The sequence below is a fragment of the Nonomuraea sp. WAC 01424 genome (genome assembly GCF_003947315.1).
Taxonomy (GTDB): Bacteria; Actinomycetota; Actinomycetes; order Streptosporangiales; family Streptosporangiaceae; genus Nonomuraea; species Nonomuraea spiralis.
The window spans coordinates 407,719-432,260 of record NZ_QHHZ01000001.1 but is presented as its reverse complement, the minus strand read 5'-3'; the positions used below and the strand labels follow the sequence as shown (position 1 = coordinate 432,260).

Genomic DNA, 24,542 nt, shown 5'->3' with positions numbered 1-24,542 from the left:
GACCGGACAGTCGACGTGGATTTCGGGGGGATCGGTGCCGGACGTGTGGCGCGGCGCGAAAGCCGGTGGGAAGGGCCGCCTGGCCGCGCGGCTCAAGGGATGGAACGGGCCGCCCGGGCCGTTCCGGCCGGAGTTCTGGCGCAGCCCGCTCCGCGGCCCCTGGCTGACCTCGGTGCTCGGACTGGTCCTGCTGGCCGGGATCACCCTCGTCGCGATCACCGGGCTGGTGTCGTACGCCGCGTACGAGCCCCGGCTGCCGGGCAACGACACGACCCCCGGCAGGGGCCTGCTGGGCTTCTATCTGTTCGACTGGCCCACGGACCCCATCTGGTTGTACCGGGTCACCCAGGGCGTGCACGTCGTCGGCGGGCTGACCCTGGTGCCGATACTGCTGGCCAAGCTGTGGTCGGTCATCCCCAAGCTGTTCTCCTGGCCGCCCGCCCGCTCCGTGGCGGAGGCCGTCGAGCGGGCCAGCCTGCTGCTCCTGGTCGGCGGTGCGGTATTCCAGTTCGTGACCGGGATCCTCAACGTCCAGCTCTTCTACGTCTTCCCGTTCTCCTTCTACCCGGCCCACTTTTATGGCGCGTGGATCTTCCTGGCCGCGTTCGTCGTCCACGTCGTCATCAAGATGCCGCGCGTCATCCACACCCTGCGGACGTACGGCCTGCGTGACCACCTGCGCAGTTCTGTGGCGGACACCCGCCCGGAGCCGCCGGACCCCGATGGCCTGGTCGCCGTCGACCCGGCGCCCCCCACGATGTCCAGGCGCGGCCTGCTGACCTTCGCCGGCGGCGGCTCGCTGATCATGTTCGGCCTGTCAGTCGGCCAGTGCGTCGACGGGCCGCTGCGCCGTACCGCGCTGCTCGCTCCCCATGGGCGCCTCTACGGCCCTGGCCCCAACGATTTCCAGGTCAACAAGACGGCGGCGAGCCTCGGTGTGACAGCAGCTCAGACCGGCGCGTCCTGGCGGCTCGCACTCGTCGGACCACAGCGGATGCAACTCTCCCGCGAGGACCTGCTGGCGATGCCGCTCCACACCTACGCCTTGCCGATCGCCTGCGTGGAAGGCTGGTCGACCGTCCAGACCTGGACCGGCGTACGGCTGGCCGACCTCGCCCGTCTCGCCGGGATCCGGAGCGGCTCGACGGGTGTCACCACCAGGTCTCTGCAACGCGTGGGCTACTTCGGTCAGGCCTCGCTCAGCGCCGCGCAGGTCGCCGACCCGCGCTCGCTGCTGGCGCTGCGGGTCAACGGCGCCGACCTGTCCCTCGACCACGGCTTTCCGGCGCGGGTCATCGTCCCCAACGCCCCCGGCGTGCACAACACGAAGTGGGTGCGCGAGCTCGACTTCACCCAGGAGCGATCCTGAACGGCCACAGCCGGTGGGCACGGACCTACGGCGCTGCGCCTTGGCACCTGCTCGCCCTCGTCCTCTGTTTCCTGGTCGCCGGCTACGCCGCCATCCGGGTGGTCGACGTGGGGATCTGGCCGGGCTTCCTGGTGTGGTTCGTGGGGGCCGTCATCCTCCACGATCTGGTGCTGTTCCCGCTCTACTCCGCCGCCGACCTCGCCGCCCGGTCTGCCGCCGACCGTACCCGTCGCCGTCGTACGACTGCTCGGCGCAAGCCCCGGCCGGCGGGACGGCGGCCGGCTCCGGTCAACTACCTGCGCGTGCCGGCCGCGTACTCCGTCCTGCTGCTGCTGGTGTGGTCCCCACTCATCCTGCGCGGCGCCGAGCCCAACTACCGGGCGGCGCTCGGCTTGAGCACCATCCCTTATCTCAACCGATGGATCCTGGTCACCCTGGTGCTCTTCGCCGTCTCGGCACTGCTCTACGCGCTGCGACGCCTGGCCGCGGGGCGGGCCGGCCGTTGAGCACCCGGCCGATCGGCGACTACGCGATGTTGTCGGACTGCCGGTCCGCGGCACTGGTCACGTCCGACGGCTCCATCGACTGGCTGTGCCTGCCGCGTTTCGACAGTCCGGCGCTCTTCGCCCGGCTGCTGGACGAAGAGGCCGGATTCTGGACGATCCGGCCGGCATGTCCGGCCGAGGTGACCCGCCGGTACGTCGAGGACACCCTTGTGCTGGAGACCACGTTCCGGACGCGCGACGGCACCTTGGTGCTCCTGGACGCGCTCGCGCTGGGCCGCGGCGAACGCGCCCATGCGCTGGGCACGTCTTCCCCCGGCCTGCTGCTCCGCCGGCTCGCCTGCACCGAAGGGCAGGTGCCCGTGGAGATCGTGTACGCGCCCCGGCCCGAGTTCGGGCTCGTCCGCCCGCTGATGCAACCGGTCCGCGGCGGCCTGGTCGCCCGTGGGGGCTCCGACGTGCTCACCCTGTCCAGTCCGGTGGAGTTCCGGACCAGCGGCTCGGTCGCGGACGCCGCTCTCACTCTGCGCGCGGGACAGAACGTCGGCCTGGCCCTGCAAGCCGATCGGGCCTGGGCGCCCGACCCGCCGTGCCGTACCTCCTGGGCCGTCGCGCGCCGGATCCGGGACACCGTCGCGGGATGGCGCTCCTGGTCACGCGGGCACGGCGACTACGAGGGACCCTGGCGCCGGCAGGTCAACCACAGCGGCCGGGTTCTGCGCGCGATGACCTACGCCCCGACGGGGGCCATCGTGGCCGCGGCCACCACCTCCCTGCCGGAGAGCATCGGCGGCGAGCGCAACTGGGACTACCGCTACACCTGGGTCCGCGACGCCAGCTTCACCCTGCACGCCCTGAACACGGCCACCTGCGAAGAGGAGGAAACCGCCTTCTTCACCTTCCTGGCCCGCGCGTGCGCGACCCAGGTCGACGCGGACCCGGACCTGCAGATCATGTACGGCATCGGCGGCGAGCGCGACCTGAGCGAACGGCGGCTGCCGCATCTGCGGGGATGGCGGGACAGCGCCCCCGTACGGGTCGGCAACGACGCCTGGCGCCAGCGTCAACTCGACGTGTACGGCGAACTGCTCGACGCCGCCCACCAGACCTACCGGGACATCGGCCCGTTCGACCCCCTCACCCGCTCGCTGCTGATCGGAGTGGCCGAGACCGCCGCGCGCCGCTGGCAGGAGCCGGATCAGAGCCTGTGGGAGGTCCGTGGCCCCAGCCGGCACTTCACGCACTCCAAGCTGATGTGCTGGGTGGGACTGGACAGGGCCATCACCTTGGCCCCCGTGCTCGAAGCAGCCTCCCGGGTCGCCGACTGGAGGCGCGTCCGGGACGAGATCCACGCCGCGATCCTGACCCACGGATGGAACGAGCAGGCGGGTGCCTTCACCCAGACGTTCGGTGGCACCCAGGTCGATGCCGCCACCCTGATGATGCCCCTGGTCGGATTCCTGCCGCCGGACGACCCGAGGATCCGCTCCACCGTGCAGGCTGTCGCCACCCGGCTGACCGACGCGAGAGGGTTGGTGTACCGCTACCGTTCCGCCGACGGGCTGGCGGGACAGGAGGGTTCGTTCCTGCTGTGCACCTTCTGGCTCGCCCACGCGCTGGCCCTCACTGGTCAGGACGCCGCGGCCAGGCGGGCGTTCGAGACCGCCGCCTCCTGCGCCAATGATGTCGGCCTGCTCAGCGAAGAGGCGGACCCCACCACAGGAGAGGCGATCGGCAACTACCCTCAAGCTCTCAGCCACATCGGCCTGATCAACGCCGCCCGCGCCATCGGGGACGCCCGGCGCTCCTCGGACCGAGCGCCTTACGGCGGCTCTTGAAGCAATACCCGGCCTGCTTGTCCCAGGGCGGCCATCGTCTGCCTTGGGCGGACCGCCGGGGCCGCCTGTCGGAGAGATGGGGCATCTGGCAGGACGCGTGCTGTAAGCGCCTACAGTCGGATGATCGAGTCCTTACTGCCCGAGTCGAACACCGGCGGGGGTCCGGAGAAGCACCCACGCCGGGAGATCGTGAACGCGATCCGGTATGTGGTGCGCTCAGGTTGCCCGTGGCGGTACCTGCCCACCGACCTGCCGCCCTGGCAGACTGTGTACTGGTACTTCCAGCAGTGGGAACAGGCCGGCGTCACCGAGACGCTGCTGGCCGAGCTGCGCGTCAAGGCCCGCCGCCAGGCCGGTCGCGCCGATCAACCGTAGGCCGGCATCATCGACTCCCAGAGCGTCAAGGGCGCCGACACCGTCGGGCGTGCCAGTCGGGGCTACGACGCGGGCAAGAAGGTCAACGGCCGCAAACGCGCTTGGGGTGGTTGTCGATGGCCAGCACCTCGGTGCCGCGCCGGGTCAGTTCGAGGGCCAGCGAGCTGCCGAACCGTCCAAGCCCGATCACCACGACCGGATCGTTGTTCTTGTCAGCCAACGATGACCCTCTCCTCGGGCAGTTGGTAGTGGCGGACGCGGTCCTTCAGCGCCAGGGCGGAACCCAGGGTGAGCGGGCCGGTTCTGCCGATGAACATGAGCAGCGTCAGCAGCATCTGCCCGGCCGGTGTCACGTCCGCGGTGATGCCGGTCGACAGGCCGGCGGTGCCGAAGGCCGAGACGACCTCGAACAACACCCGGTCCAGGCTGTGCGGCGTCAACGCGAGCAGCACGTACGTCGACACCGCGACCAGCGCGATGCTGACGAGGCTGATCGAGATGGCCTGACGCTGGACCGCGTCCGTGAGGCGGCGATGGCCGACGTGCACCTCGCGCTCGCCGCGCATCTCCGCCCAGATGACGAAGGCCAGCAGGCCGAAGGTGGTGACCTTGATGCCGCCCGCGGTGCCGGCGCTCCCGCCGCCGATGAACATCAGCAGGTCGGTGGCCAGCCAGCTGGTGGGGTACATCTCGGCGAGGTCGAGACTGTTGAAGCCCGCGGTACGCGGCATGACTGCGGTGAAGAACCCGGCCAGCAGCTTGCCCGAGTCGTCGAGCGCGCCGAGCGTCCTAGGGTTGCGCCATTCGGTGGCCAGGAACACCAGCGTGCCGCCGACCAGCAGAACCCCGGTGACGCCGACGGTGATCCTGGTCAGTACCGACCAGCGTCCGGGCCTGCGCCAGCTGCGCAGCAGCTCGAACGCCACCGGGAAGCCGAGCCCGCCCACGATCACCGCGATCGCGATGGTCAGGCAGATCCACGGGTCGGTGAAGGAACCGGCCGGTCAGGACCAGCGCCGCGATGGCCTCGCAGACCAGACTGAAGAGGACCACCTTGCGGACCACGTGCCGGACGTCGGTCATGTGCAGGGTCTTGGTCTCGGCCTGGGCGAAGATCCTGGCCCGAAGGCCGAGGCGTCCGGTCACCAGGACGGTGAACAGCGTGGCCAGGGTCATGATGCCCAGCCCGCCGACCTGGATCAGTCCGGCGATCACCCACTCGCCGAACGCCGACCAGTGGGTGGCGGTGTCCACGACCACCAGACCGGTGACACACACCGCGGACGTCGCGGTGAACAGGGCGGTCAGCCAGCCCGCCGACTCACCCGACTCGGTGGCGATCGGCGAGGCGAGCAGGGCGGTGCCGATCAGGGCCACGGCTGCGAAGCCGGTGACGATCACCTGGGCCGGGTGCTGGAAGCGGCCGAGGAGTCCATATGGCTGTCTCACGGGGTCTGTTCACGTTTGCGCAGGCGGCCGAACCAGGCCGGGACGTCGTGCTCGTCGTCGAAACCGCGGGCCACCACGATGTCGGTGGAGGAGTGGAGCAGGATCGAGGCCACGATGGTGACGGCGACGATCTGGAACACCTGCTGCGCGGCGGCGATCCCGGAGGCGAGCACGAGCAGCCCGTACACCACGGACGCGAACCCCTTCGGGCCGAACCACGCCACCGCCGCCTGCTCGCGCACCGTCAGCCCGGAACGCAGGAACGACAGCCAGATCGCCACCGGCCGCGCCACCGCCAGCGCCAGGATCGCGAACAGCCACCCCTGCCAGCCCACCGAGCCCAGCAGCGACGGCGTGATGAGCGCCCCGAACACCAGCAACGCCGCCAGCTTGAAGATCTCCGCGATGAGCTCGCCGAAGTGCTCGAACGATTCGCGCTGCCGCTGCCCGAAGGTGGCGACGGTGATGCCCGCGGAGAACGCGGCCAGGAACAGGTTGCCGTGCGTGGCCTTGCCCACGGCCAGCACGAGCAGCCCGATGGCCAGGGCGTTGAGCGGCTCGTAGGCGGTGGAGGCGGCGAACCAGCGGGTCTGCTCCAGCTTGATCGCCGCCCACGGGATCGCCACGCCGATGAGCACGCCGAGGCCGACCTCCAGCCCCAGCTCGCCGAGGTGCAGGTCGGCCGAGCCCGAGGCGATCGCCAGGAACAGGATCACGAACGGCAGCGCGAGCCCGTCGTTGACACCGGACTCGACGTTGAGCAGCTGCCGCAGCCGGGGCGGCACCTTCTCGTTGCCGACCAGGGCGGCGGCGAACACCGGGTCGGTGGGCGCCAGGATCGCGCCGATCAGCAGCGACTCGACCCAGCCCAGCCCGAGCAGGTAGTGCGCGCCGGCGGCGGTGATGACCAGGGTGAGCGGCAGGCCCCAGCCGAGCGCCCGGCCGGGCAGCCGCCACGCGCTGCGCAGCTCGGCCCAGCCCACCCGCATGCCGTCGGTGAACAGCACCGCGAACAGCGCCAGCTCGGCCAGCGTCGCCACCAGCTCGTCACCCGGCTTGAGCGAGACCACGCCGAGCACCCCGTCGCCGAGCACGAACCCGGCCACAAGGAACAGCGCCGCCGTGGACAGGACGGTGCGGTGGGCCAGGCTGGACAGCAGCACCGCCAGCAGGAGCAGGCCCGCGAACGCGGTCAGTAGGGTGCCCATCAGGCACGCCTAGGGAGGAAGATCATGGCTGCTGGGTCTCCGGTCGAATCGTCGTCAAGAACGTTGCCGACCAGACTTCCCGGCACACCGGCGATTACCTTAACAGCGGCGTTGGCGACGCGCACGTACGGGTTCTTGACGGCGGTCCGAGAAAGAAGCTGCCGGCCAACTGTGTCTATGCCGGTCCTGATACGTTGAGTGCAGGTGCGCCGGGAGTCTGGTCGGCAGGTCCTTGTCCCGTTGACGCAAAGGATGTGCTGGTGCGCGCCCGAGACCTGCTTGCCGACTTCCCCGTGGTCGCGCTCGATTCCCCGGTGATCGACGCGGCCCGCCTGCTCGTCGACCGGGATCTGCCCGGCCTCATCGTTGTCGGGGACGACGGCACGCCGTTCACCATCCTGCCCGGCACGCAGGTGCTGCGGCTGGCGGTGCCCGGCTACTGCCTGGACGATCCCGCCCTGGCCCGGGTGGTGGACGAGGGACACGCCGACGCGTTCCTGCGCGAGCTGGACGGCCGCACCGTGCGTGAGGCGCTGCCGGAGCGGCCGCGCGAGCTGCCGGTCACCGATCCTGACGCCACCGTGCTGGAACTCGCCTCCTTGATGGCGCGCACCCGCAGCCCGCTGGTGGCGGTGGTGGACGACGGGCGGCTGCTGGGCGCGGTGACGCTGCAGGGGCTGCTGGACCGGGTGCTCGCCGCGTGAGCATGCTCGCCTGGGTGAGCGTGGCGGCGTTCCTGGCCGCATATGCGCTGATCGCCACCGAGAAGGTCCACCGGGTCGCGGCGGCGCTCGGCGGCGCCGGGATCATGCTCCTGATCCACGCCACCAACGCGAAAGCCGCGTTCTTCTCCGAGCACACCGGCATCGACTGGAACGTCATCTTCCTGCTGCTCGGCATGATGGTCATCGTCGGCGTGCTCAAGGAGACCGGCGTCTTCGAGTACCTGGCGATCTGGGCCGCCAAACGCGCCCGGGGCCGGCCGTTCCGGCTGATGGTCCTGCTGGTGCTGATCACCGCTGTCGCCTCGGCGCTGCTGGACAATGTCACCACGGTGCTGCTGATCGCCCCGGTGACGTTCCTGGTGTGCGAGCGGCTGGCGGTCAGCCCGGTGCCGTTCCTGATCGCCGAGGCGATGGCGTCCAACATCGGCGGCGCCGCCAGCTGGTCGGCGATCCGCCCAACATCATCATCGCCAGCCGCGGCGGCTTGAGCTTCAACGACTTCCTCGTCCACATGGCGCCGGTGATCGTCATGCTGATGGTGGTGTTCGTCGCCCTGTGCCGGCTGCTGTTCGGCCGGTCGTTCCGCTATGACCTCGAGCGTGCCGAACAGGTCATGGCGCTGGACGAGCGGGAGGCGATCGCCGACCGGCGGCTGCTGTGGCAGTCGCCGGCCGTGCTGGGCCTGGTGATGGCTGCGTTCGTGCTGCACCCGGTGCTGCATTACGAGCCGTCGGTGGTCGCGCTGCTCGGCGCCGGCGTGCTGGTGGCCGCCACGAAGGTACGCGCCGAGCAGGCCATCGCCGAGGTGGAATGGCCGACGCTGGTGTTCTTCGCCGGGCTGTTCGTCATGGTCGGCGCCCTGGTCGAGACCGGCGTCATCGGACAGCTGTCGCAGACCGCGGTCGCGGCGACCGCCGGCAGGCCCGAGCTGACCACCATGGGGCTGCTGGGCGGTTCGGCGGTGGTGTCGGCCATCGTGGACAACATTCCCTACGTCGCCACGATGAGCCCGATCGTGGAACAACTGGTGCAAGCCGAAGGGGGCAACGGGGCCGGCCAGGTGCTGTGGTGGGCGCTGGCCTTCGGCGCCGACCTCGGCAGCAACGCCACGGCCGTGGGCGCCGCCGCCAACGTCGTCGTTCTCGGCATCGCCGCCCGCAACGGCACCCCGATCAGCTTCTGGCAGTTCACCAAGTACGGCCTGATCGTCACCTCTGTGACTGTCGCCCTGGTGGCGCCCTATCTGTGGCTGCGCTACCTGGTGTGACGATGAGAGTGCTCAACCGTCGTCGCGTACACATCGGCCCGGTGACCGGCCGCACGGTGTTGAGCAAGGCGCGGTCGGATGCCTGCCCTGGCCCAACTGGTTGACCGCTTGATGGGTCTTCGGTGAGGTCAGCCGCTCTGGTGGTGCCAGCGGTGCAGCAGGGCGGGGAGTTCACCGAGCAGGAATTCATAGAAGGAGTGCATCTGCGCCAGGCGCCGCCGAGCGGGGTCCCCCTCATCGGTGGCGGCGATTCCGGCGGCCGCGGCCTGGAGCATGGCCTGGATGACGGTGTTCTGACCGGTGAACAGGGTGGCCCAGGCGTCGTCACGGAGTCGGTAGTGGTCACGGCGGCTGCCGGGGGCGGGCAGGCGTTCGATCAGTCCGACGGTCAGCAGGGACTTGATGGCGCCGGAGACCGATCCCGCGCTGGCCTCAAGTCGTTCGGCGATCTCGCCCGCAGTGACGCTGTCCTGGTCGGTGAACAGGAATACCGCGAGCGTGCGAGCCGGCATGCGCTGGAGCCCGCCCTCGATCAAGGTCAGGGCCAGTCGTTCCGCCGCCTGCCACTGTTCAGACCTGTCGTTCAAGGTGCCTCCTTCTCAGAGGGCAGGCTATCGAACACACTCACTCTTCAGTAATTTCTGAAAGTTCGATACAGTCGTCACATCGGCCTCTCCCCAGAGGACACGATGGTGTGCCGGGAAGCCTGGTCGGCGAGCAGCATTGCCGACCCCAGGAGATGCCCCGATGCCTTCCTCAGCCGTGTGCACGGCCCTACGTCACCGAAGCCCCATGGCAGAGGCAACGCTTCGAAGCGGCTGCCGGCACGGCCATCACCCTGGCGCCGGCGAGCTGCTCGCGACCGGTACGAGCCTGCGCCCCTCTGAGGACGAGATCTTCCTCGGCCACCAGCACCCGTCAGTCCTCTGGCTGCCCCTCACTCCAGGAGCATCGTGAAACTACTCGTCCTCGGCGGCACCCACCACGTGGGCCGCGCCATCGTTGAGGCCGCGCTGGAGCGCGGCGACGAGGTGAGCACACTCAACCGCGGACTCAGCCGCGGTCCCGCGCCCGGCGTGCGGGCGCTGCTCGCCGACCGCACCGACCCCGAGTCCGTACGGCAAGCGCTGGGCGGCGGGGAGTGGGACGCGGTCGTCGACACTTGGGCCTGGGCGCCCTCGGTGGTGCGTGACAGCGCCCGCCTGCTGTCCGGCCGGGCCGGGCACTACGGGTACGTCTCCAGCCGCGGCGTGCACCGCTGGCCCTGGCCTGCGGGCGCCGACGAGCAGGCGCCCCTGGTCGACGGCGACCCCGCCGGCGCCGACGACGCCGACTATGCCGCGGCCAAGCGCGGCGGCGAACTCGCCGTCCTGGAATCCTTCGAAGGGAGGGCGCTGCTGGCCAGGGCGGGCATGATCCTCGGCCCGTACGAGGACGTCGGGCGCATCCCGTGGTGGCTGCGCCGCCTGGAGAAGGGCGGGCGCGTCCTGGCCCCCGCTCCCGCCCGGACACCCCTGCAGTATCTCGACGTCCGGGACCTGGCCGCCTGGATGCTGCGCTCGGCCGAACGCGGCCTGAACGGGGCCTTCACCGTGACCGGCCCGCCGGGCGCGACCACCCTCGGCGACCTGCTCGCCACGGTGCTGGAGGTCACCGGCTTCGACACCGAACTGGTGTGGACACCGCCGGAGCTGCTCCTGCAGCACGGCCTGCCGCTCGGCATGGAGTTCGGGCTACGACTGCCTGACGGCGGCGTACCGAGCGGCATGCACGACGCCGACGTCAGCGCCGCCCTGGCCGAAGGGCTCACCACCCGCCCGCTGCGCGAGACCCTCGCCGACACCTGGGCCTGGCTCCAGACCGAAGGCGACCCGGCACCCCGCGCCGACGCACCTTCCCCCGACACCTGGCTGGACGCCGCCGCGGAACAGCGGCTGCTCGACCAGCTCTCCCACTGAAGGAAGCACCCCCATCATGCGCGCCATCATCATCGGAGCCGGCATCGCCGGCCTGGCCACCGCCCTGCGCCTGCACCAGATCGGCTGGGACGCCCTCATCGTCGAACGCGCCCCGGCCCGCCGCGGCGGCGGCTACGCGGTCACCTTCGGCGGCATCGGCTACGACGCCGCAGAACGCATGGGCATCCTGCCCGACCTGCGAGCCAAGGGCTTCGACACCACCGAGCTCGTCTACCACAAGAGCGACGGCTCCCGCCGCTTCGCACTCGATCGTGCCACCATCGCCGCCACCACCGGGCCGCGCTCGATCACCATCCTGCGCGGCGACCTCGAAGCTGTCCTGTACGACAAGGTCCGCGACCACACCGAGATCCGCTTCGGCACCACCCTCACCCACGTCGACCAGGACGACCACGCCGTCCGCGTCACCCTGAGCGACAGCTCGGTCGTGGAGGCCGACCTGTTGATCGGCGCCGACGGCCTGCACTCGGCCACGCGCGCTCTGCTGTTCGGCCCGGAGGAGGACTTCCTGCTCGACCTGGAGCACAAGGTCGCCGTCTTCATGCTGGACCGGCGGCCCGCCACCATCGCACCCGGCGCGACCGGCACCTTGTCATCCAACGGTCGTACCGCGGCGGTCATCAGCGTCGGCGACGGCCGCAACGTCGCCTTCTTCGGCTACCGCACCGACCACGCCCGCCCGGACGAGGACGTCGCCACCCAGCTGGGACGCGTCTACGGCGACCTCGGCTGGGTCATCCCCGAAGCCCTCGCCGGCCTTGCGCGGGCCGACTCGGTCTACTTCGACACCATCAGCCAGGTCGTCGCCCCAGCGTGGAGCAAGGGCCGGGTGGTGTTGCTCGGCGACGCCGCCTGGTGCGTCACCCTGTTCGCCGGTTACGGCTCCTCGCTGGCCGTCGGTGGCGCCGACCGGCTCGGCACCGAACTGGCCGCCCACCCGGGAGACATCCCCACCGCGTTGGCCGCCTGGGAGGCCGCCATCCGCCCCGAAGCCGAACGCAAGCAGAAGCTCGGCCGCCGGGTCAAAGGCGTCTACGCCCCGGCTAACCCCCTGGTGCTGTGGCTGAGCCTGCTTCCGCTGCGGCTGGCGTCCCTGCCACCGGTGCGCCGGTACATGACCCGCCGCTTCATCAAGGGCTGAGCCTTGTGACGCATCTGGCCGGGTAAGCGGTCAGATGCTACATTCCAGGCGTCTGCAGGAACGTGCCCCGAGACGGGGCGCGAACGTCGGTGAGCCGGGAAGCCTGGTCGGCCCGCGATCCTCCGATCGCGGAGCTAGGAGGCCAGTTCCCCATGCGCCTGACCATGATCCTTCTCGGCTGCGGCGTCGCTGCAGGCGTACTCATCCCAGCGCTGCTCCTGATCGACGGTGCCACCCGGCCCGGCTACAGCCTCTGGCACAACGGCGCCAGCCAGCTCGGCACCGGCGAACGTGGCTGGCTGCAAACAGCCAACTTCGTGATCGGCGGGCTCCTGCTGCTCGCCTTCGCCGCCGGGCTGCGCCGTGCTCTTCCTCCTGGCCGGGCCGCCGTATGGGCGACGTTCCTTCTGGTGGTCTGCGGTCTGGCGGCGGTCGTGGCGGGGATCGTCCCCACTGATCCGGCCCTCGGCTATCCACCAGGCCGAGCCGAGGTGGTCACCACCGCCGGCCGCATCCACGGGCTGGCCGGCCTGGTGCTGTTCGTCGCTCTTGCAGCCATGCCGCTCGTGCCGGCGAGGGGCCCGCACGGCGGTAGCCGAGGGTGGACGGTCTACTCGCGCTGGTCCGGGGCTCTTGTCATCACCTTCGCCATCGCCGCAGGGGTCGCCTTCCGCCTGGATGCACAAGGCGTGGTCCGGCCGGCGCCGGCCGGGCTGCTCGAACACGCCGCCCTGGTGGTCGGCTTCGCCTGGATCACCGTCGCCGCCGCCCGCCTGCTCCGCCGGAACGCCCTCAGAGAGGTGTGAGGTGGAGATCCCGATCGGCCGGTCCATCCTTACGCGTGTGACGTGCGGAAACAGCCGACTCCCTGTGCTGGGGGTCAAGGGGTCGCAGGTTCAAATCCTGTCGTCCCGACTTGCGAGAAACCGCAGGTCAAAGGCCGTTCTCGAGAATTCGAGAACGGCCTTTCCGTGTTCCCCTGGGGACCAGATGGGGACAAACTCGGACAGATCGCGGGGCCTAACCCTCTTGACCGCGGGTCAAGGGAGCTAGGTGTGCTTGCCGAAGATCAGGTGTGGTGCCTCGGAGGGGTACGCGCGGAATCTGCAGAGCTTCTAACTGCGGTTTCGCATGGCTGCGTGATCATCCAAGGCTCGTGCTGAGGTGTTTGCCAGCAGGCACGATGGTTGCGCCGAGGTGCTTGCGTGGTTTCTGTTGGTGATCGGCTGCCTGGCGAGTTCCGGTACGAACGTGGCCATGGCCGACCCGACTGTGATCGCTCCGTCCACTACCGCCTGGCCGTCCTTCACGCTGATCGGGACGTACGAGATGTTGATGTGCCAGATTCGCCGATCAGTGGTGACTGCTGCGCCCTCGGAAGCACCAGCGGGGATGGTCATTCGAGGGTGAGCAGGCGCTTCGGCGGGCTGCATCGGTGTCAGCGCCGAGCCGGCGTTCAAGGACGGTGACCTGGCGACGCAGGACTGTCCTTGCCTCGAGGCCCACGGAGAGCAACCGCAGTACGGCGAACGCGTTCGTACGGTGAGGCGCGCCGGGGGAAGGAGTACAGCGGATCATCTCCCCGTACGCGCTTCCATCTGCTGGGGTGACCGGGGTACGCGCACGCCACGCGAAGCCCGTGCTGAGTCATGACCTGGGCGGATGTAGTTATCGGCAGGCGCAATGTTGGCGTGGTTGCCGTCCGCCAGGCCGAGGACCGGCAGGAACGGATTGGCCAGGAGCCGGTCGGGGGCGTTGGAGTTCACCCATGCGGCGCCGGCGTGGAAGGCTTCCCCAACGAGTCGATCACGGCCGCGATCGGGGTGCGCGTCGGTCCCGGCGCGGATCTTGCGCACCGCCGTCGCTGGACCCCAGGGCGCGACGTCGTCCACGACGGCGCGAGGGATCTCGTGCAGCCGGTTCAGCGAGGTCAGCGTGAATCTCCAGCTTCGAGGCCCGGTTGCGGCCGGGACGGCTGGTGGTGGGGCGCGAACGTGTCAGACGGCCGGGCGGCCGCAGGTGACGTCCTTTCCGGGCAGGACACCGTCGACCAGGTAGCTGGTGACCTTGGTGTCGACGCAGGCGTTGCCCGCCGCGAGGTAGACGCCGTGGCGGAAGGCGCCGTTCAATGTGATCATGCGGGAGCCGGTCAGCGCCCGGTGCATGGCCTGCTGGCCCGGATAGGGCGTCGCGGGGTCGCCGGCCGCGCCGACGATCAACGCCGGTACGGAGTTGCCGATCCTCGTGGGCGCTTCAAGCGGCTTGACCGGCCAGAACGCGCACGGGGTGATGTTGCGGACGAGCGGTCCGAACAGTGGTTCGGCGGTGCGGTGCCGCTGGATGTCGCGGTAGTAGGTCGCCGGGTCGCGGGGTGCGGCCCGGTCACCGCACAGGATCGCCGTGCCCGCCCGGTCCGAGGCCTCTCCGGCACCGGTGAACAGGCCGTCGAGGAATTCCTTCAGCGAGGCGGGCGGCGGTGTCTCGCCGCCGCGGCTCAGCGCCCGCGCCTCCTCGGCGAGGACGGCATAGGACTGCGGGCCGTCGCTGTAGAGGCGTGCGAACAGCCAGTACGGCACGACATGGGCATCGACGCGGTATCCGCCGATCTTCACGGGATGCCGGTTGATCTTCTCTACAGTCGCCAGGACGGCGTCACGTGTCCCGCCCAGCCCGTACTCCTTGTCATGTGATGCGGTCCAGGACGCCCAGCGCCGCAGCGCGGCGTCGATCGCGGGGGCGGCGCGTGAGAACATGCGCGGGCCGTACACCCGCGGGTCGACGGCGCTGTCGAGCACCACCCGGTCGGCCCGCGAGCCGAACATCTGCAGGTAGGTCGCACCCAGGTAGGTGCCGTAGGAGTAGCCGAGGTAGGACAGCTTCTGCTCGCCGAGCGCGACCCGGATCACGTCCATGTCGCGTGCGGTGTTCCTGGTCGTGGCGTACGGCAGGGTCTGGAGATTGCCCTTGGCGCAGCCCGCCGCCAACTGTTCGGCGAGGCGCACCCCCTCATCGAAGGTACGCCGGTCGGGTCCCGCCGAGCGGAGGAAGGTGTCGGTCTGCCACCGGCAGCTGATCGGTGTGCTGCGGCCGACGAATCGGGGGTCCATGCCCACCAGGTCGTAACGGGCCGCGACCTCGGGCATCTCCTTGCCCAGGAGCGTCATCGAGAGCCCGGCGCCTCCCGGCCCGCCGGGGTTGAGCAGCAAGACGCCGCGGCGCCGGGAGGAATCGGTGGCCTTGATCCGGGAGAGCGCGATGGAGAGGGTCCGCCCCTGCGGTCTGCGGTAGTCCATCGGGACCAGAACGGTGGCGCATCGAGCACCGGCGGCGTCCATCTGTTCGCCCATCTGATCGCCGGGTCCGGTTGCGCAGGCGCGCCAGGTGATCGTCTGATGGTGGAAGCGGTCCAGGGGGGTGGCCGCCTGCGCCGGTCCGGCGGCGCCCAATCCGATTCCGGCCGTGAGTACTACTGCGGCAGCCGTTCCACTCTTGATGAGGAGCATGCATCATTCCTTGGTGAAGGGGTTGTTTCCTGCGGATCCAGCACGCGTCGAATTTCGACGCTCCGGTAATGATGTGTCCGGTCTCAGGGGTGCACCCTGTTGATCATTGATCACCGGCTGTATCCAAAACTAGGGGCCTGAGCAGCCCCTGGACATCGTGCGGAAGGTCGATCCGGGCCCTGCCACCGGCACACCAACCGCCCGCTTCTCTGCAACCGCTGCCCTAACGACGACTCCTCCCAAAGGAGGACAAAGCGGGTCACGCTGGCGGCTACCTTCGTCTCATGAACGTGGTGCGACGATGGGGCCGCTGGTGGCGCGGCTTGCCGGTGATGGTCGCCGACAGCCTGCTGGCCGGTGTGTCGACCGCGCTGGCGGTGACGCAGGCCGCCTTGTCCGCCCATGACCCGGTCGTGCTGGCGTACCTGCTGGCGGTGCTCACCAGCGCGCCGCTGGTGCTGCGCAGGCGCCACCCCATCCTCGTCCTTGCGGTGATCACAGCGGGCCTGATCGGCTGCGGCCTGGCCGGCTACCCCAACGGATTCCAGGCCCCGCCGGTGCTGGTCAGCCTCTACACCGTCGCGGCCTACCGCCGGGAGGGCTACCGCGACGGCGTCCTGGCCCTGGTGTTGATGGCGGGCATCCTCGTTCCCGACCTCATCAGGTCCGGGCTGACCTTCGCGATCGTCAAAAGCCTGGTCGAGAACGCGCTTCAGCTCGGCGCGGCCTGGGCCATCGGAGAGGGGGTGCGCAGCCGCCGGCTGCGCCACCAGGACCTCATCGAGCACGCCCGCCACCTGGAGATCGAACGCGAAGAGAAAGCCCTGCGAGCGGTCGCCGAAGAACGCGTGCGCATCGCCAGGGAACTGCACGACGTGGTCGCCCACCACCTGTCGGTCGTCTCGATCCAGTCCGGTGCCGGCGGCCGCCTGATCGACACCGAGCCCGACGCCGCACGCGAAGCATTCACCGCGATCGCCGCCACCACCCGCGAGGCACTGGCCGAACTCCGGAACATGCTGTCGGTCCTGCGCCTCACGTCCGACACCGGCGAGGACTCCTACGTCCCGCAGCCGGGGCTGGCCCAGTTGGACACGCTGCTGGAACGCTCCCGCCTGTCCGGCCTGTCGATCCGGCGGGAAACCTCCGGTCAGGTACGCCCGCTGCCGCCCGGCGTGGACCGGTGCCTGTACCGCATCACCCAGGAATCATTGACCAACGTGCTCAAACACGCCCCACACGCCGACGTGACCCTTACCCTGACCTACCAGCCCGCCGCGGTCACGCTGCAGGTCGGCAACAACGGCCCGGCCACCACCGGGCACAGCGCCGACGGGCACGGCCTGATCGGCATGCGCGAACGAGCCACCCTCTACGGCGGCACCCTCACCGCCGGCCCACGTACGGACGGCGGCTTCACCGTGACCGCGCACCTGCCCGCCTCACCACTCGCCGAGCCCGCTTTCGCCACGGCCCACCTGCAGCAGAGCGCACCACGACCCGGGGCACCCCGATGACCGGCCCCGACACCGACCGCGGGACCATCCGCGTCCTGGTCGTCGACGACCAGGCCCTGGTCCGTGCGGGCCTGGTCGCCCTCCTCCGCACCGACGCCGCTCTCGCGGTCGTCGGCGAGGCCGCCGACGGCCACGAAGCCATCGCCCAGGCCGCGGCGACCGCCCCGGATGTCATCTTGATGGACATCCGCATGCCCAACCTGGACGGCGTCGCCGCCACGCGCCACATCCTCGCCCACGCCGCCGACCCGGCACCGAAGATCCTCATCCTGACCACCTTCGACCTGGACGAACACGTCTTCTCCGCCCTGCGCGCCGGCGCCTCGGGATTTCTGCTCAAGGACACCCCCGCCGACCAGATGCTGGCCGCGATCGCCACGGTCGCCCGCGGCGAGGTGCTGCTGGCGCCCAGCGTCACCCGGCGCCTGGTCCACCATTTCGTCACCGCGCCCGAACCCAACCGGCGCCGGCCCGAGGAACTCGCCCGGCTCACCAGCCAGGAAACCGCCGTGCTCCACCTGGTCGGCCAGGGCCTGACCAACCAGCAGATCGCCACCCGCCTGAACATCGCCGAGGCCACCGTCAAATCCCACCTGGGCCGCCTCATGACCAAGCTCAAGCTGTCCAGCCGCGCCCAAGCCGTTGTCATCGCATACGAGACCGGCTTGATCGTCCCTGGAGCCGGAGACCGCACCTGATGCCCAGCAACTCACCGGTTCGGGAGCACCGGCCGGGATCTCCGGCATCGTGTCGACGACCTCGGTCTCCAGCACCACGGTGGCCCGGCGCAACACCTCCGCGCCACCGCCCGGCCCCCCTCAAGTGAGGCACTTCCCTACGGCTTCCCGCCCCCCAGGCGAGCTACGACCCGTGCGATCTTCACGCGCTGACGGCAGGGACACCCCTGAGGCTTCGGCGGTGAAACGACGCCAATGAATAGCTCCTCCCTACCAGGGCGCTTATTGCCGCTACCTGGGCGAGTGCGTGACGGTGAAACTGCGGTGGGGCCTTTTCATCGACGCCGCCGAGAAGGAGGCGATCACCGACCTCACCGATGCCTGCTCGGACGCCGAACTGACGTTCACTCGCGTAGACGACCTGTGAACCGGCGGCGCGCCGGCGGGACGGGGAATGTCGTCCTCCGCTGAGGAATGGCGGCAGCTTGTCGCCCCGTTGGCCGGTCGACGTGTTGTCAAGTGGGGTGACCTGCCGGTGGCAGGAGGGGGATGTCGGCGCGGTAGAGGCTGAGGAGCAGTCCGTAGGCCTCGGTGCCGTGTTCGGGGTTGAGGCGCTGACCGTGTTCGTAGTCTTCGATCCGTCCTGCCAGTGTGCGGGCTTCTTCCGGGGTGAGCCAGACGTGGTGCAGCACGGTGTGGCCGGGGTCGCCCGGTCGTACGGGTGACATCTCGGCCAGGGCCGCGTCGTGCAGGAATCTGGCGCCGGTCTCCTCGTCGAGCTGGAAGCCGCGGTTGACGAGTTCGAAGCGCTGCTCGGTGCCGCCACGCACCTGGCGGGTGCTCGCGAGGCGGACGAGCCCGGCCTCGCGCAGGACCAGCACGTGGTAGCCGACCGTGCCCTTGGTGGAGTCGAGCGCGGTGGTCAGCTCGCTGAGGGTGGCCGGGCGCTGGCGCAGCAGGTTCACCATGCGGTGGCGCATCGGGTGCCCGAGCGCCTTGTACTGCGCGGATGAGCGCAGAGAGAGGAGCTGCTCATCGGTCATGGGGTCAAGTGTCGAGGACCGTCGACGCTTTTGACAAATCGCGCGAGACGTTGGCAGACTGCCGAGCGCCTAAAGCGTCGACATATCTAAACACTTGGAGGGTGCATGCTTCGGTCCACGGCACACGTCGCGACCGACCGCCCCGAGCGGTACGCCAAACAGCTCGTCTCCCATCTGGGCCACAAGGCCGCCGCCGAGCACACCGGCTCGGGATGCGCGACGATCACCTTCCGCTCCGGCGCCTGCTCTCTGCGGTCGAGTCAGGGGGTGCTCGTCCTGGTCGTCGAGGCCGCAGACCTCGACGCGCTGGGCGGCGTCCAGGACGTCGTCACCAGGCATCTCCTGCGCTTCGCCGCTCACGAAGAACTCCACGTCGACTGGACCGGGAGCCGGCGATGACCAAGGCCGCCCACGACCCCGACTTCCCGCCCAGGCTCCTGGAGTTCATGCGCGCGGCCTGGCTCGACCAGCCGCTGGACGTGCGTCCCCAACCGGGCGTGCCGCACTACGCGCGCCGCCGCGCCGAACTGTCGCGCGCTTTTCCCGGGGAGACGCTGGTCATCCCCACCGGACCTGCCAAGATCCGCGCCAACGCCACCCTCTACCGCTTCCGCCCGGGAAGCGACTTCTCCTACATCACCGGCGACCACGACCCCGACGGTGTGCTGGTCCTGCGACCGGGCGGTGACGCTCTGCTCTACACCCACCAGCGCTCCTCGCGGGAGACGGACGAGTTCTTCCGCGACCGGGCCGGCGAGCTGTGGGCCGGGCGCCGCCGTACGCTCGATGAGAAGACGACCGAGCTCGGTGTCGACACCGCCCCGCTGGCCGGCGCCGACGCCGCCCTGGCGCGATGCGTGCCAGGGCGCACCCGGGTGCTGCGCGGGCTCGACGCCAGGGTCGACGCGGCCGTGCCCGCCGACGACGTCCGTGACCGGGCGCTCTCGGCGGCGATCGCCGAACTCAAGCTCGTCAAGGACGAGTGGGAGATCCGCCGGCTCCAGGAGGCGGTCGACGCCACCATCCGGGGGTTCGAGGACGTCGCCCGGGTGCTGCCCGCCGACCGGGGTGTGTCCGAGCGGCTGATCGAAGGCGTCTTCGGGCTGCGCGCCCGGCACGACGGCAACGACGTCGGTTACGGCTCGATCGTCTGCGCCGGAGCGCACGCCACGATCCTGTGCTGGAAGCGCAACGACGGCTTCACCGCGCCCGGCGAGTTGTTGCTCATGGACATGGGAGTGGAAGGCCATCAGCTCTACACCGCCGACATCACCCGCACCCTGCCGGTCTCCGGTGTCTTCACCCCGCTCCAGCGCGAGGTCTACGACATCGTCCACGCCGCCCAGCAGGCCGGTATTGCAGCGGTCAAACCGGGGGTGAAGTTCGCCGACGTCCATCTGACCTGCATGCGGGCGCTCGCCGAGGGCCTGGTCGAGCTCGGGGTGCTCAAGGTGAGCGCCGACGAGGCGATGGACCCGGCGTCGATGCACTACTGGCGGTGGACGCTGCACGGGTTCGGCCACATGCTGGGCACCGACGTGCACGACTGCGCCAACGCCCGGCCCGAGCGCTATCGCGGGGGCGAGCTCGGCGCGGGCAACGTGTTGACCGTCGAGCCCGGGCTGTACTTCCAGCCGGAGGACGATCTGGTTCCCGCCGAGCTCCGCGGGATCGGGATCCGGGTGGAGGACGACATCCTGGTCACCGCGGAAGGCGCGGTCAACCTGTCCGGCGCGCTGCCCAGCCGGGCCGACGAGGTGGAGAACTGGCTCGCCGCCCAGCGCCAGGCGGGACCTCGACTGCCGTGAGTCTCCTGGATGTGGCACGTGCCCGCCTCGACACCCCGGGATGCGCCGAGGTGGTGCACCTCAACAACGCCGGTGCGGCGCTCGCTCCGGCCCCGGTGCTCGACGCCGTCATCGGACACCTGCGGCTGGAGGGGCGGCTCGGGGGATACGAAGCCGCCGCCGTCGCGGCTCCGCAGGTGAACGCGGTCTACGAGGCGATCTCCCGGCTGATCGGCTGCCTGCCGGGCGAGATCGCCGTGGTCGAGAACGCCACCCGCGCCTGGGACATGGCCTTCTACGCGCTGCGCTTCGGATCGGGGGACAGGATCCTGACCTCCCGCGCCGAATACGCCAGCAACGTGATCGCCTTCCTGCAGGTCGCGAGCCGTACCGGCGCTCGGGTCGAGGTGGTCGACGACGACGAGCACGGCCAGTTGTCGGTGCGCGACCTGGAGCGGCGGCTCGCCGCCGACGTCAAGCTCGTGGCTGTCACCCACGTCCCGACCCAGAGCGGACTGGTCAACCCCGCGGCCGAGATCGGCCGGCTGACCCGCGCCGCGGGCGTACCGTTCCTGCTCGACGCCTGTCAGTCCGTCGGGCAACTCCCGGTCGATGTGCGGAAGCTCGGCTGCGACCTGCTGTCGGCCACCGGCCGCAAGTTCCTGCGCGGGCCGCGCGGCACGGGTTTCCTCTACGTCTCCAAGCGGCTCGCCGACACCTTGGAACCGCCCTTCCTCGACCTGCACGCTGCCACCTGGACCGGCCAGGACACCTACGAGATCCGTTCAGGCGCGCGCAGGTTCGAGAACTGGGAGGCCAACTACGCGGCCAAGATCGGCCTCGGCGTCGCGGTGGACTACGCCCTGAGCTGGGGCGTCGAGGCGATCGCGGAGCGCGTCACCGCGTTGGCCGCCCGGCTGCGGCGGCGGCTGGGGGAGCTGCCTCGGGTGACCGTCCAGGACCGGGGGCAGCGGCTGTGCGGGATCGTCACCTTCACCGTCGACGGCGAGTCCGCCGCCGACGTGCACCGCCGCCTGAGCGCGGCCGGGATCAACACCAGCGTGTCCGCGGTCACGTCCGCCCGCTACGACCTGGGCGAGCGTGGCCTGGCCGCCGTGGTGCGGGCGTCGGTGCACTACTACAACACCGACGAGGAGGTCGACGCGCTCTGCGCCGCCTTGCAGCGTCGGAACTTCCGTTCTGATATTCGGAGCCCTCGATGTACCTCATAACCGGCGCCACCGCCCACTTCGGCCGACAAGCCGTCGAAATGGTGCACGCCGCGGGCCACCCCGTCCGCGCCCTGACCCGCACGCCCGAACGAGCCGCCCTGCCGCAGGGCGTCGAACTGGCCCAGGCCGATCTGACCAAGCCCCAAACCCTCCCAGCCGCGCTCGACGGAGTGAGCGCCCTCCTGCTGGTCCTGCAGTACGGCATGAACCCGGCGCCGCTGCTGGCCGCCGCCCGCGAAGCCGGGGTGAGCCGGATCGTCTTCCTGTCCTCGGGCGCGGTGGTCGACGGCGCAGGCGCGCAGCCGGATGTGATCGCCCAGTACCACGGCGACGTGGAGCGGGCCATACGCGAGTCCGGCCTGGAGTGGACGATCCTGCGGCTGCTCTTCCCGGCGATCAACTCGCTGACCTTCGCGATGCAGCTCGCCGGCGGCGACGTGATCCGCGCGCCGTACACCAAGGCCGCCTTCAGCGCCATCCACGAATTGGACGTCGCCGACGACGCGGTCGCGACGCTGACCCGCCCCGGCCACGCCGGGCAGACCTACCACCTGACCGGGCCGGAGTCGCTCACCCAAGCCGACCAGGTCGCCATCCTCGGCCAGGCTCTCGGCCGCCCGCTCACCGTCGAAGACCTCGACCCCGCGCCGGTGCTGGAGCAGATGAGCGCCTTCATGGATCCGGCCTTCCTCGGCGCGTTGTTCGAGCTGATGGCGGCCTGCGTCGGCAAGCCCGCCGACGTCAACGACACCGTCGAGCGGATCACCGGCCACCCCGCCCGCACCTACGCGCAGTGGGCCGCCGACCACGCCATCGACTTCTGACCCAAGGATCCTCCACTCATGCTGTTCACCAAGACCCTGGCCGCGCTCATCCTCGCCTTCACCGCCGTCCCCGCCCAAGGCGGTACGACGCAGCCCCGCTGGACGGGCGCCTGGGCGGCAGCCCTCCAGCAGCCCTCACCGGGCGGGCTGCCGTGGTCGTCCAACTGGTCGGAGCAGGGCTTCGAACGCCACTCTGTCCGTCAGGTGCTCCGCGTCACCGGGCCGGGAGCCGCGCTCCGCATCACCATCTCCAACCGGTACGGCACCGCGCCTCTCACCGTGAACGGGGCGACGATCGCCAAGGCCGCGACCGGCGCCGCCGTACGTCCTGACACTCTGCGCGCCGTCACCTTCTCCCGGCGCGCGGCCGTCGTGGTCAAGGCCGGCCAGGAGCTGGTCAGCGACCCGATCCCGCTCCAGCTACAGGTGCTCGACCGGCTGGCCGTCACCCTCTACTTCCATGGCGCGACCGGACCCGCCACCTTCCACGACATCTCCTCGGCCACCAGCTACCGGGCGTCCGGCGACCACCGGTTCGACCCGCGCGGCACCGCCTTCACCGACACCACCCAGTCGTGGTACTTCCTCAGCGGCGTCGACGTGCTCGGCGCCTCAGCCCGCGGCGCGGTGGTGACCTTCGGCGACTCGGTCACCGACGGCACGGGCTCCACCCTGGACGCTGACAACCGCTACCCCGACCAGCTCGCCGAGCGCCTAGTCGCCTCCGGCACCCGGCTGACCGTCCTGAACAGCGGGATCTCCGGCAACCGGGTCCTCTACGACCACCCGCTCTTCGGCGAACGCGCCCTCGCCCGCTTCCAGCGGGACGTGCTCGACAAGCCGGGTGTGCGGACGGTGATCGTGATGGAGGGCATCAATGACATCACCTATCGTGACCCTGATGTCACCGCTGGTCAGATCATCGCGGGACACCGCGAGTTGATCCGGCGCGCCCACGCCCGGGGGATCCGCGTCGTCGGTGGCACCATCATGCCGTTCAAGGGCAACCCGTGGCTCTACCCCGACGGTACGGCTGAGCCGTACGGTCTGGAGCAGGTCCGCGACCAGGTCAACACCTGGATCAGGACCGGCGGTGAGTACGACGCCGTGGCCGACTTCGAACGCGCCCTCGTCGCCCCAGGCGACCCCGACCGGCTGCGCCCGGAGTTCAACGTCCGCGACGGCCAAGAGGGCGACTGGCTCCACCCGAACGACGCGGGCCTGAACGCGATGGCCGAGGCCATCGACCTGAACGCACTGTAGGACCGTGGCTCCGCCGGTCACGCGCCGCGGTTCGACAAGACACCCGACAGCTATCTTGCCGGCCTGCATTTACGCGGGGCCGTCATATGGATCCGAAGGCTCCGGCCAGTCTAGAGATCCGAACTCCGTACAGGCTCTGGCAGAGGTAGGTACGCGAGGGTCTGGGTGAGACCTGCCTCCAGTGGAGTGGAAACAGCCTCAGGCAAGCCAACGGGCGGACCCGAGCGGTCGCCCTGTAGACCCAGGCCGGACTCCAGGTGCGCCAGGGCCGTGTCGATCTCGGCGGGCCCGTCCATATCGGGATCTTGTGCCCATTGGAGCCAGACCATGGCCACGATCCCGACGACAGCACCGATGGCGTTACGTATCCGCGGGTCGTCCGCGGCACATCCGGCCTTGTCCGCCACGTTTTCGCCGACCTCGCGGATCACGCCCGGACCCTTGCGCAGGTTGGCCACCAGCAGTTCGGGCACGGTGGCCGCGAACACCTCTCGTGCGTGTCCCGCGGCGATCTCCTCGGCGGACAGGGCGGCGAACGCCGTGCGGAATGCGCCGCGTAGCACGGCGACCGGTGGGCCCGGCGGCTGGGCGGCCAGGGCCTCGACGAGAGGCGGAAAGCGATCGAGCGCGACCAGGTGTTCCTTCGTCGGAAAGTAGCGGAAGAAGGTCGCGGGGGAGATCTCGGCGGCCGCGGCGATCTGCTCGACGGTGGTGGCGTTGTAGCCGCGCTCACGGAAGAGCCTGAACGCTTCGCACAGGATCGCCTCCCGGGTCCTGGCTTTCTTGCGTTCGCGTAGCCCGCTGTCACTCATGCGGCAAATGCTATCGCCCAATCAAATGGC

20 protein-coding genes and 3 pseudogenes are annotated in these 24,542 nt (G+C 70.1%); 16 read left to right on the top strand and 7 right to left on the bottom strand.

Features of this window, described 5'->3' with window-relative positions; translation table 11 throughout:
• Positions 1 to 34 precede the first annotated feature (34 nt).
• The 4 genes from DMB42_RS01955 (at position 35) to DMB42_RS01940 (ending at position 4,085) form a co-directional block, all read left to right on the top strand.
• Complete coding sequence (locus DMB42_RS01955) at positions 35 to 1,369, top strand: molybdopterin-dependent oxidoreductase (RefSeq protein ID WP_260477430.1); 1,335 nt, start codon at positions 35 to 37, stop codon at positions 1,367 to 1,369.
• Positions 1,370 to 1,476: 107 nt separating this feature from the next.
• Positions 1,477 to 1,875, top strand: a complete 399-nt coding sequence (locus tag DMB42_RS01950) for a hypothetical protein (RefSeq protein ID WP_260477429.1) — start codon at positions 1,477 to 1,479, stop codon at positions 1,873 to 1,875.
• Positions 1,872 to 3,710 (top strand): glycoside hydrolase family 15 protein, encoded by a 1,839-nt coding sequence (locus DMB42_RS01945; RefSeq protein ID WP_125629955.1) that lies wholly within the window; start codon positions 1,872 to 1,874, stop codon positions 3,708 to 3,710. The genes DMB42_RS01950 and DMB42_RS01945 overlap by 4 nt, the downstream gene beginning before the upstream one ends.
• 120 nt (positions 3,711 to 3,830) lie before the next feature.
• The gene (locus tag DMB42_RS01940; protein ID WP_125629953.1) at positions 3,831 to 4,085 is read left to right on the top strand and encodes a transposase; all 255 of its coding nucleotides are present in this window, start codon (positions 3,831 to 3,833) and stop codon (positions 4,083 to 4,085) included.
• A gap of 94 nt (positions 4,086 to 4,179) precedes the next feature.
• Here DMB42_RS01940 and DMB42_RS01935 read toward each other — a convergent pair.
• The 3 genes and pseudogenes from DMB42_RS01935 to DMB42_RS01925 form a co-directional block, all read right to left on the bottom strand.
• Positions 4,180 to 4,305: pseudogene (locus tag DMB42_RS01935) on the bottom strand (NAD-binding protein); the annotation flags it as partial.
• A pseudogene (locus DMB42_RS01930) lies at positions 4,298 to 5,486 on the bottom strand (TrkH family potassium uptake protein). The pseudogenes DMB42_RS01930 and DMB42_RS01935, both read right to left, overlap by 8 nt.
• 44 nt (positions 5,487 to 5,530) lie before the next feature.
• Positions 5,531 to 6,742, bottom strand: coding sequence for a sodium:proton antiporter (locus DMB42_RS01925; protein ID WP_125629951.1), 1,212 nt, complete (start codon positions 6,740 to 6,742; stop codon positions 5,531 to 5,533).
• Positions 6,743 to 7,002: 260 nt separating this feature from the next.
• Between DMB42_RS01925 and DMB42_RS01920 the strand changes: the two genes are divergently transcribed.
• Both DMB42_RS01920 and DMB42_RS01915 read left to right on the top strand, forming a co-directional pair.
• A complete protein-coding gene (locus DMB42_RS01920) occupies positions 7,003 to 7,446 on the top strand; it encodes a CBS domain-containing protein (protein ID WP_125629949.1) in 444 nt (147 codons plus the stop codon).
• Between the two features lie 2 nt (positions 7,447 to 7,448).
• Positions 7,449 to 8,734: pseudogene (locus tag DMB42_RS01915) on the top strand (ArsB/NhaD family transporter).
• Positions 8,735 to 8,862: 128 nt separating this feature from the next.
• Here DMB42_RS01915 and DMB42_RS01910 read toward each other — a convergent pair.
• Positions 8,863 to 9,321: a GbsR/MarR family transcriptional regulator gene (locus DMB42_RS01910; protein ID WP_221761973.1), complete on the bottom strand. Its 459-nt coding sequence runs from the start codon at positions 9,319 to 9,321 to the stop codon at positions 8,863 to 8,865.
• A 366-nt stretch (positions 9,322 to 9,687) separates the two neighbouring features.
• On the opposite strand from DMB42_RS01910, the gene DMB42_RS01905 reads away from it, so the two are divergent.
• The 3 genes from DMB42_RS01905 (at position 9,688) to DMB42_RS01895 (ending at position 12,660) form a co-directional block, all read left to right on the top strand.
• Complete coding sequence (locus tag DMB42_RS01905) at positions 9,688 to 10,692, top strand: reductase (protein WP_125629947.1); 1,005 nt, start codon at positions 9,688 to 9,690, stop codon at positions 10,690 to 10,692.
• Positions 10,693 to 10,708: 16 nt separating this feature from the next.
• Entirely contained in the window at positions 10,709 to 11,854 is a 1,146-nt protein-coding gene (locus DMB42_RS01900) for an FAD-dependent monooxygenase (RefSeq protein ID WP_125629945.1), read from the top strand.
• A 152-nt stretch (positions 11,855 to 12,006) separates the two neighbouring features.
• Positions 12,007 to 12,660 (top strand): DUF998 domain-containing protein, encoded by a 654-nt coding sequence (locus DMB42_RS01895; RefSeq protein WP_125629943.1) that lies wholly within the window; start codon positions 12,007 to 12,009, stop codon positions 12,658 to 12,660.
• Positions 12,661 to 13,851: 1,191 nt separating this feature from the next.
• Here DMB42_RS01895 and DMB42_RS01890 read toward each other — a convergent pair.
• Positions 13,852 to 15,357, bottom strand: a complete 1,506-nt coding sequence (locus tag DMB42_RS01890; RefSeq protein ID WP_125629941.1) for an alpha/beta hydrolase — start codon at positions 15,355 to 15,357, stop codon at positions 13,852 to 13,854.
• A 284-nt stretch (positions 15,358 to 15,641) separates the two neighbouring features.
• Between DMB42_RS01890 and DMB42_RS01885 the strand changes: the two genes are divergently transcribed.
• Positions 15,642 to 16,874 carry a sensor histidine kinase gene (locus DMB42_RS01885; RefSeq protein ID WP_125629939.1) on the top strand — a complete coding sequence of 411 codons (1,233 nt, stop codon included), beginning with the start codon at positions 15,642 to 15,644 and terminating at the stop codon, positions 16,872 to 16,874.
• Complete coding sequence (locus DMB42_RS01880; protein WP_125629937.1) at positions 16,871 to 17,572, top strand: response regulator transcription factor; 702 nt, start codon at positions 16,871 to 16,873, stop codon at positions 17,570 to 17,572. Before DMB42_RS01885 ends, DMB42_RS01880 begins: the two co-directional genes overlap by 4 nt.
• Before the next feature lie 494 nt (positions 17,573 to 18,066).
• On the opposite strand, the gene DMB42_RS01875 is transcribed toward DMB42_RS01880, so the two are convergent.
• Entirely contained in the window at positions 18,067 to 18,594 is a 528-nt protein-coding gene (locus tag DMB42_RS01875) for a transcriptional regulator (protein ID WP_125629935.1), read from the bottom strand.
• 105 nt (positions 18,595 to 18,699) lie between these two features.
• On the opposite strand from DMB42_RS01875, the gene DMB42_RS01870 reads away from it, so the two are divergent.
• The 5 genes from DMB42_RS01870 to DMB42_RS01850 are packed head-to-tail and all read left to right on the top strand — an operon-like array spanning position 18,700 to position 23,700.
• Positions 18,700 to 18,993 (top strand): DUF2218 domain-containing protein, encoded by a 294-nt coding sequence (locus DMB42_RS01870; RefSeq protein WP_125629933.1) that lies wholly within the window; start codon positions 18,700 to 18,702, stop codon positions 18,991 to 18,993.
• A complete protein-coding gene (locus DMB42_RS01865; RefSeq protein WP_125629931.1) occupies positions 18,990 to 20,402 on the top strand; it encodes an aminopeptidase P family protein in 1,413 nt (470 codons plus the stop codon). Before DMB42_RS01870 ends, DMB42_RS01865 begins: the two co-directional genes overlap by 4 nt.
• Positions 20,403 to 20,413: 11 nt before the next feature.
• Positions 20,414 to 21,613 (top strand): aminotransferase class V-fold PLP-dependent enzyme, encoded by a 1,200-nt coding sequence (locus DMB42_RS01860; RefSeq protein WP_312024715.1) that lies wholly within the window; start codon positions 20,414 to 20,416, stop codon positions 21,611 to 21,613.
• On the top strand, positions 21,601 to 22,437 hold the full coding sequence (locus DMB42_RS01855; RefSeq protein ID WP_125629927.1) for an NAD(P)H-binding protein: 837 nt from the start codon (positions 21,601 to 21,603) through the stop codon (positions 22,435 to 22,437). Before DMB42_RS01860 ends, DMB42_RS01855 begins: the two co-directional genes overlap by 13 nt.
• Positions 22,438 to 22,455: 18 nt before the next feature.
• Complete coding sequence (locus DMB42_RS01850; RefSeq protein WP_125629925.1) at positions 22,456 to 23,700, top strand: SGNH/GDSL hydrolase family protein; 1,245 nt, start codon at positions 22,456 to 22,458, stop codon at positions 23,698 to 23,700.
• A gap of 110 nt (positions 23,701 to 23,810) precedes the next feature.
• Here the strand turns inward: DMB42_RS01850 and DMB42_RS01845 are convergent, their stop codons facing one another.
• Positions 23,811 to 24,512 (bottom strand): TetR family transcriptional regulator, encoded by a 702-nt coding sequence (locus DMB42_RS01845; RefSeq protein ID WP_125629923.1) that lies wholly within the window; start codon positions 24,510 to 24,512, stop codon positions 23,811 to 23,813.
• Between the last annotated feature and the right edge of the window lie 30 nt (positions 24,513 to 24,542).

Coding starts and splice junctions, on each gene's coding strand:
- DMB42_RS01940 (WP_125629953.1), top strand. CDS start 3,831: ATGATCGAGTCCTTACTGCCCGAGTCGAACACCGGCGGGGGTCCGGAG.
- DMB42_RS01925 (WP_125629951.1), bottom strand. CDS start 6,742: ATGGGCACCCTACTGACCGCGTTCGCGGGCCTGCTCCTGCTGGCGGTG.
- DMB42_RS01900 (WP_125629945.1), top strand. CDS start 10,709: ATGCGCGCCATCATCATCGGAGCCGGCATCGCCGGCCTGGCCACCGCC.
- DMB42_RS01895 (WP_125629943.1), top strand. CDS start 12,007: ATGCGCCTGACCATGATCCTTCTCGGCTGCGGCGTCGCTGCAGGCGTA.
- DMB42_RS01890 (WP_125629941.1), bottom strand. CDS start 15,357: ATGCTCCTCATCAAGAGTGGAACGGCTGCCGCAGTAGTACTCACGGCC.
- DMB42_RS01885 (WP_125629939.1), top strand. CDS start 15,642: ATGAACGTGGTGCGACGATGGGGCCGCTGGTGGCGCGGCTTGCCGGTG.
- DMB42_RS01880 (WP_125629937.1), top strand. CDS start 16,871: ATGACCGGCCCCGACACCGACCGCGGGACCATCCGCGTCCTGGTCGTC.
- DMB42_RS01875 (WP_125629935.1), bottom strand. CDS start 18,594: ATGACCGATGAGCAGCTCCTCTCTCTGCGCTCATCCGCGCAGTACAAG.
- DMB42_RS01870 (WP_125629933.1), top strand. CDS start 18,700: ATGCTTCGGTCCACGGCACACGTCGCGACCGACCGCCCCGAGCGGTAC.
- DMB42_RS01865 (WP_125629931.1), top strand. CDS start 18,990: ATGACCAAGGCCGCCCACGACCCCGACTTCCCGCCCAGGCTCCTGGAG.
- DMB42_RS01855 (WP_125629927.1), top strand. CDS start 21,601: ATGTACCTCATAACCGGCGCCACCGCCCACTTCGGCCGACAAGCCGTC.
- DMB42_RS01850 (WP_125629925.1), top strand. CDS start 22,456: ATGCTGTTCACCAAGACCCTGGCCGCGCTCATCCTCGCCTTCACCGCC.
- DMB42_RS01845 (WP_125629923.1), bottom strand. CDS start 24,512: ATGAGTGACAGCGGGCTACGCGAACGCAAGAAAGCCAGGACCCGGGAG.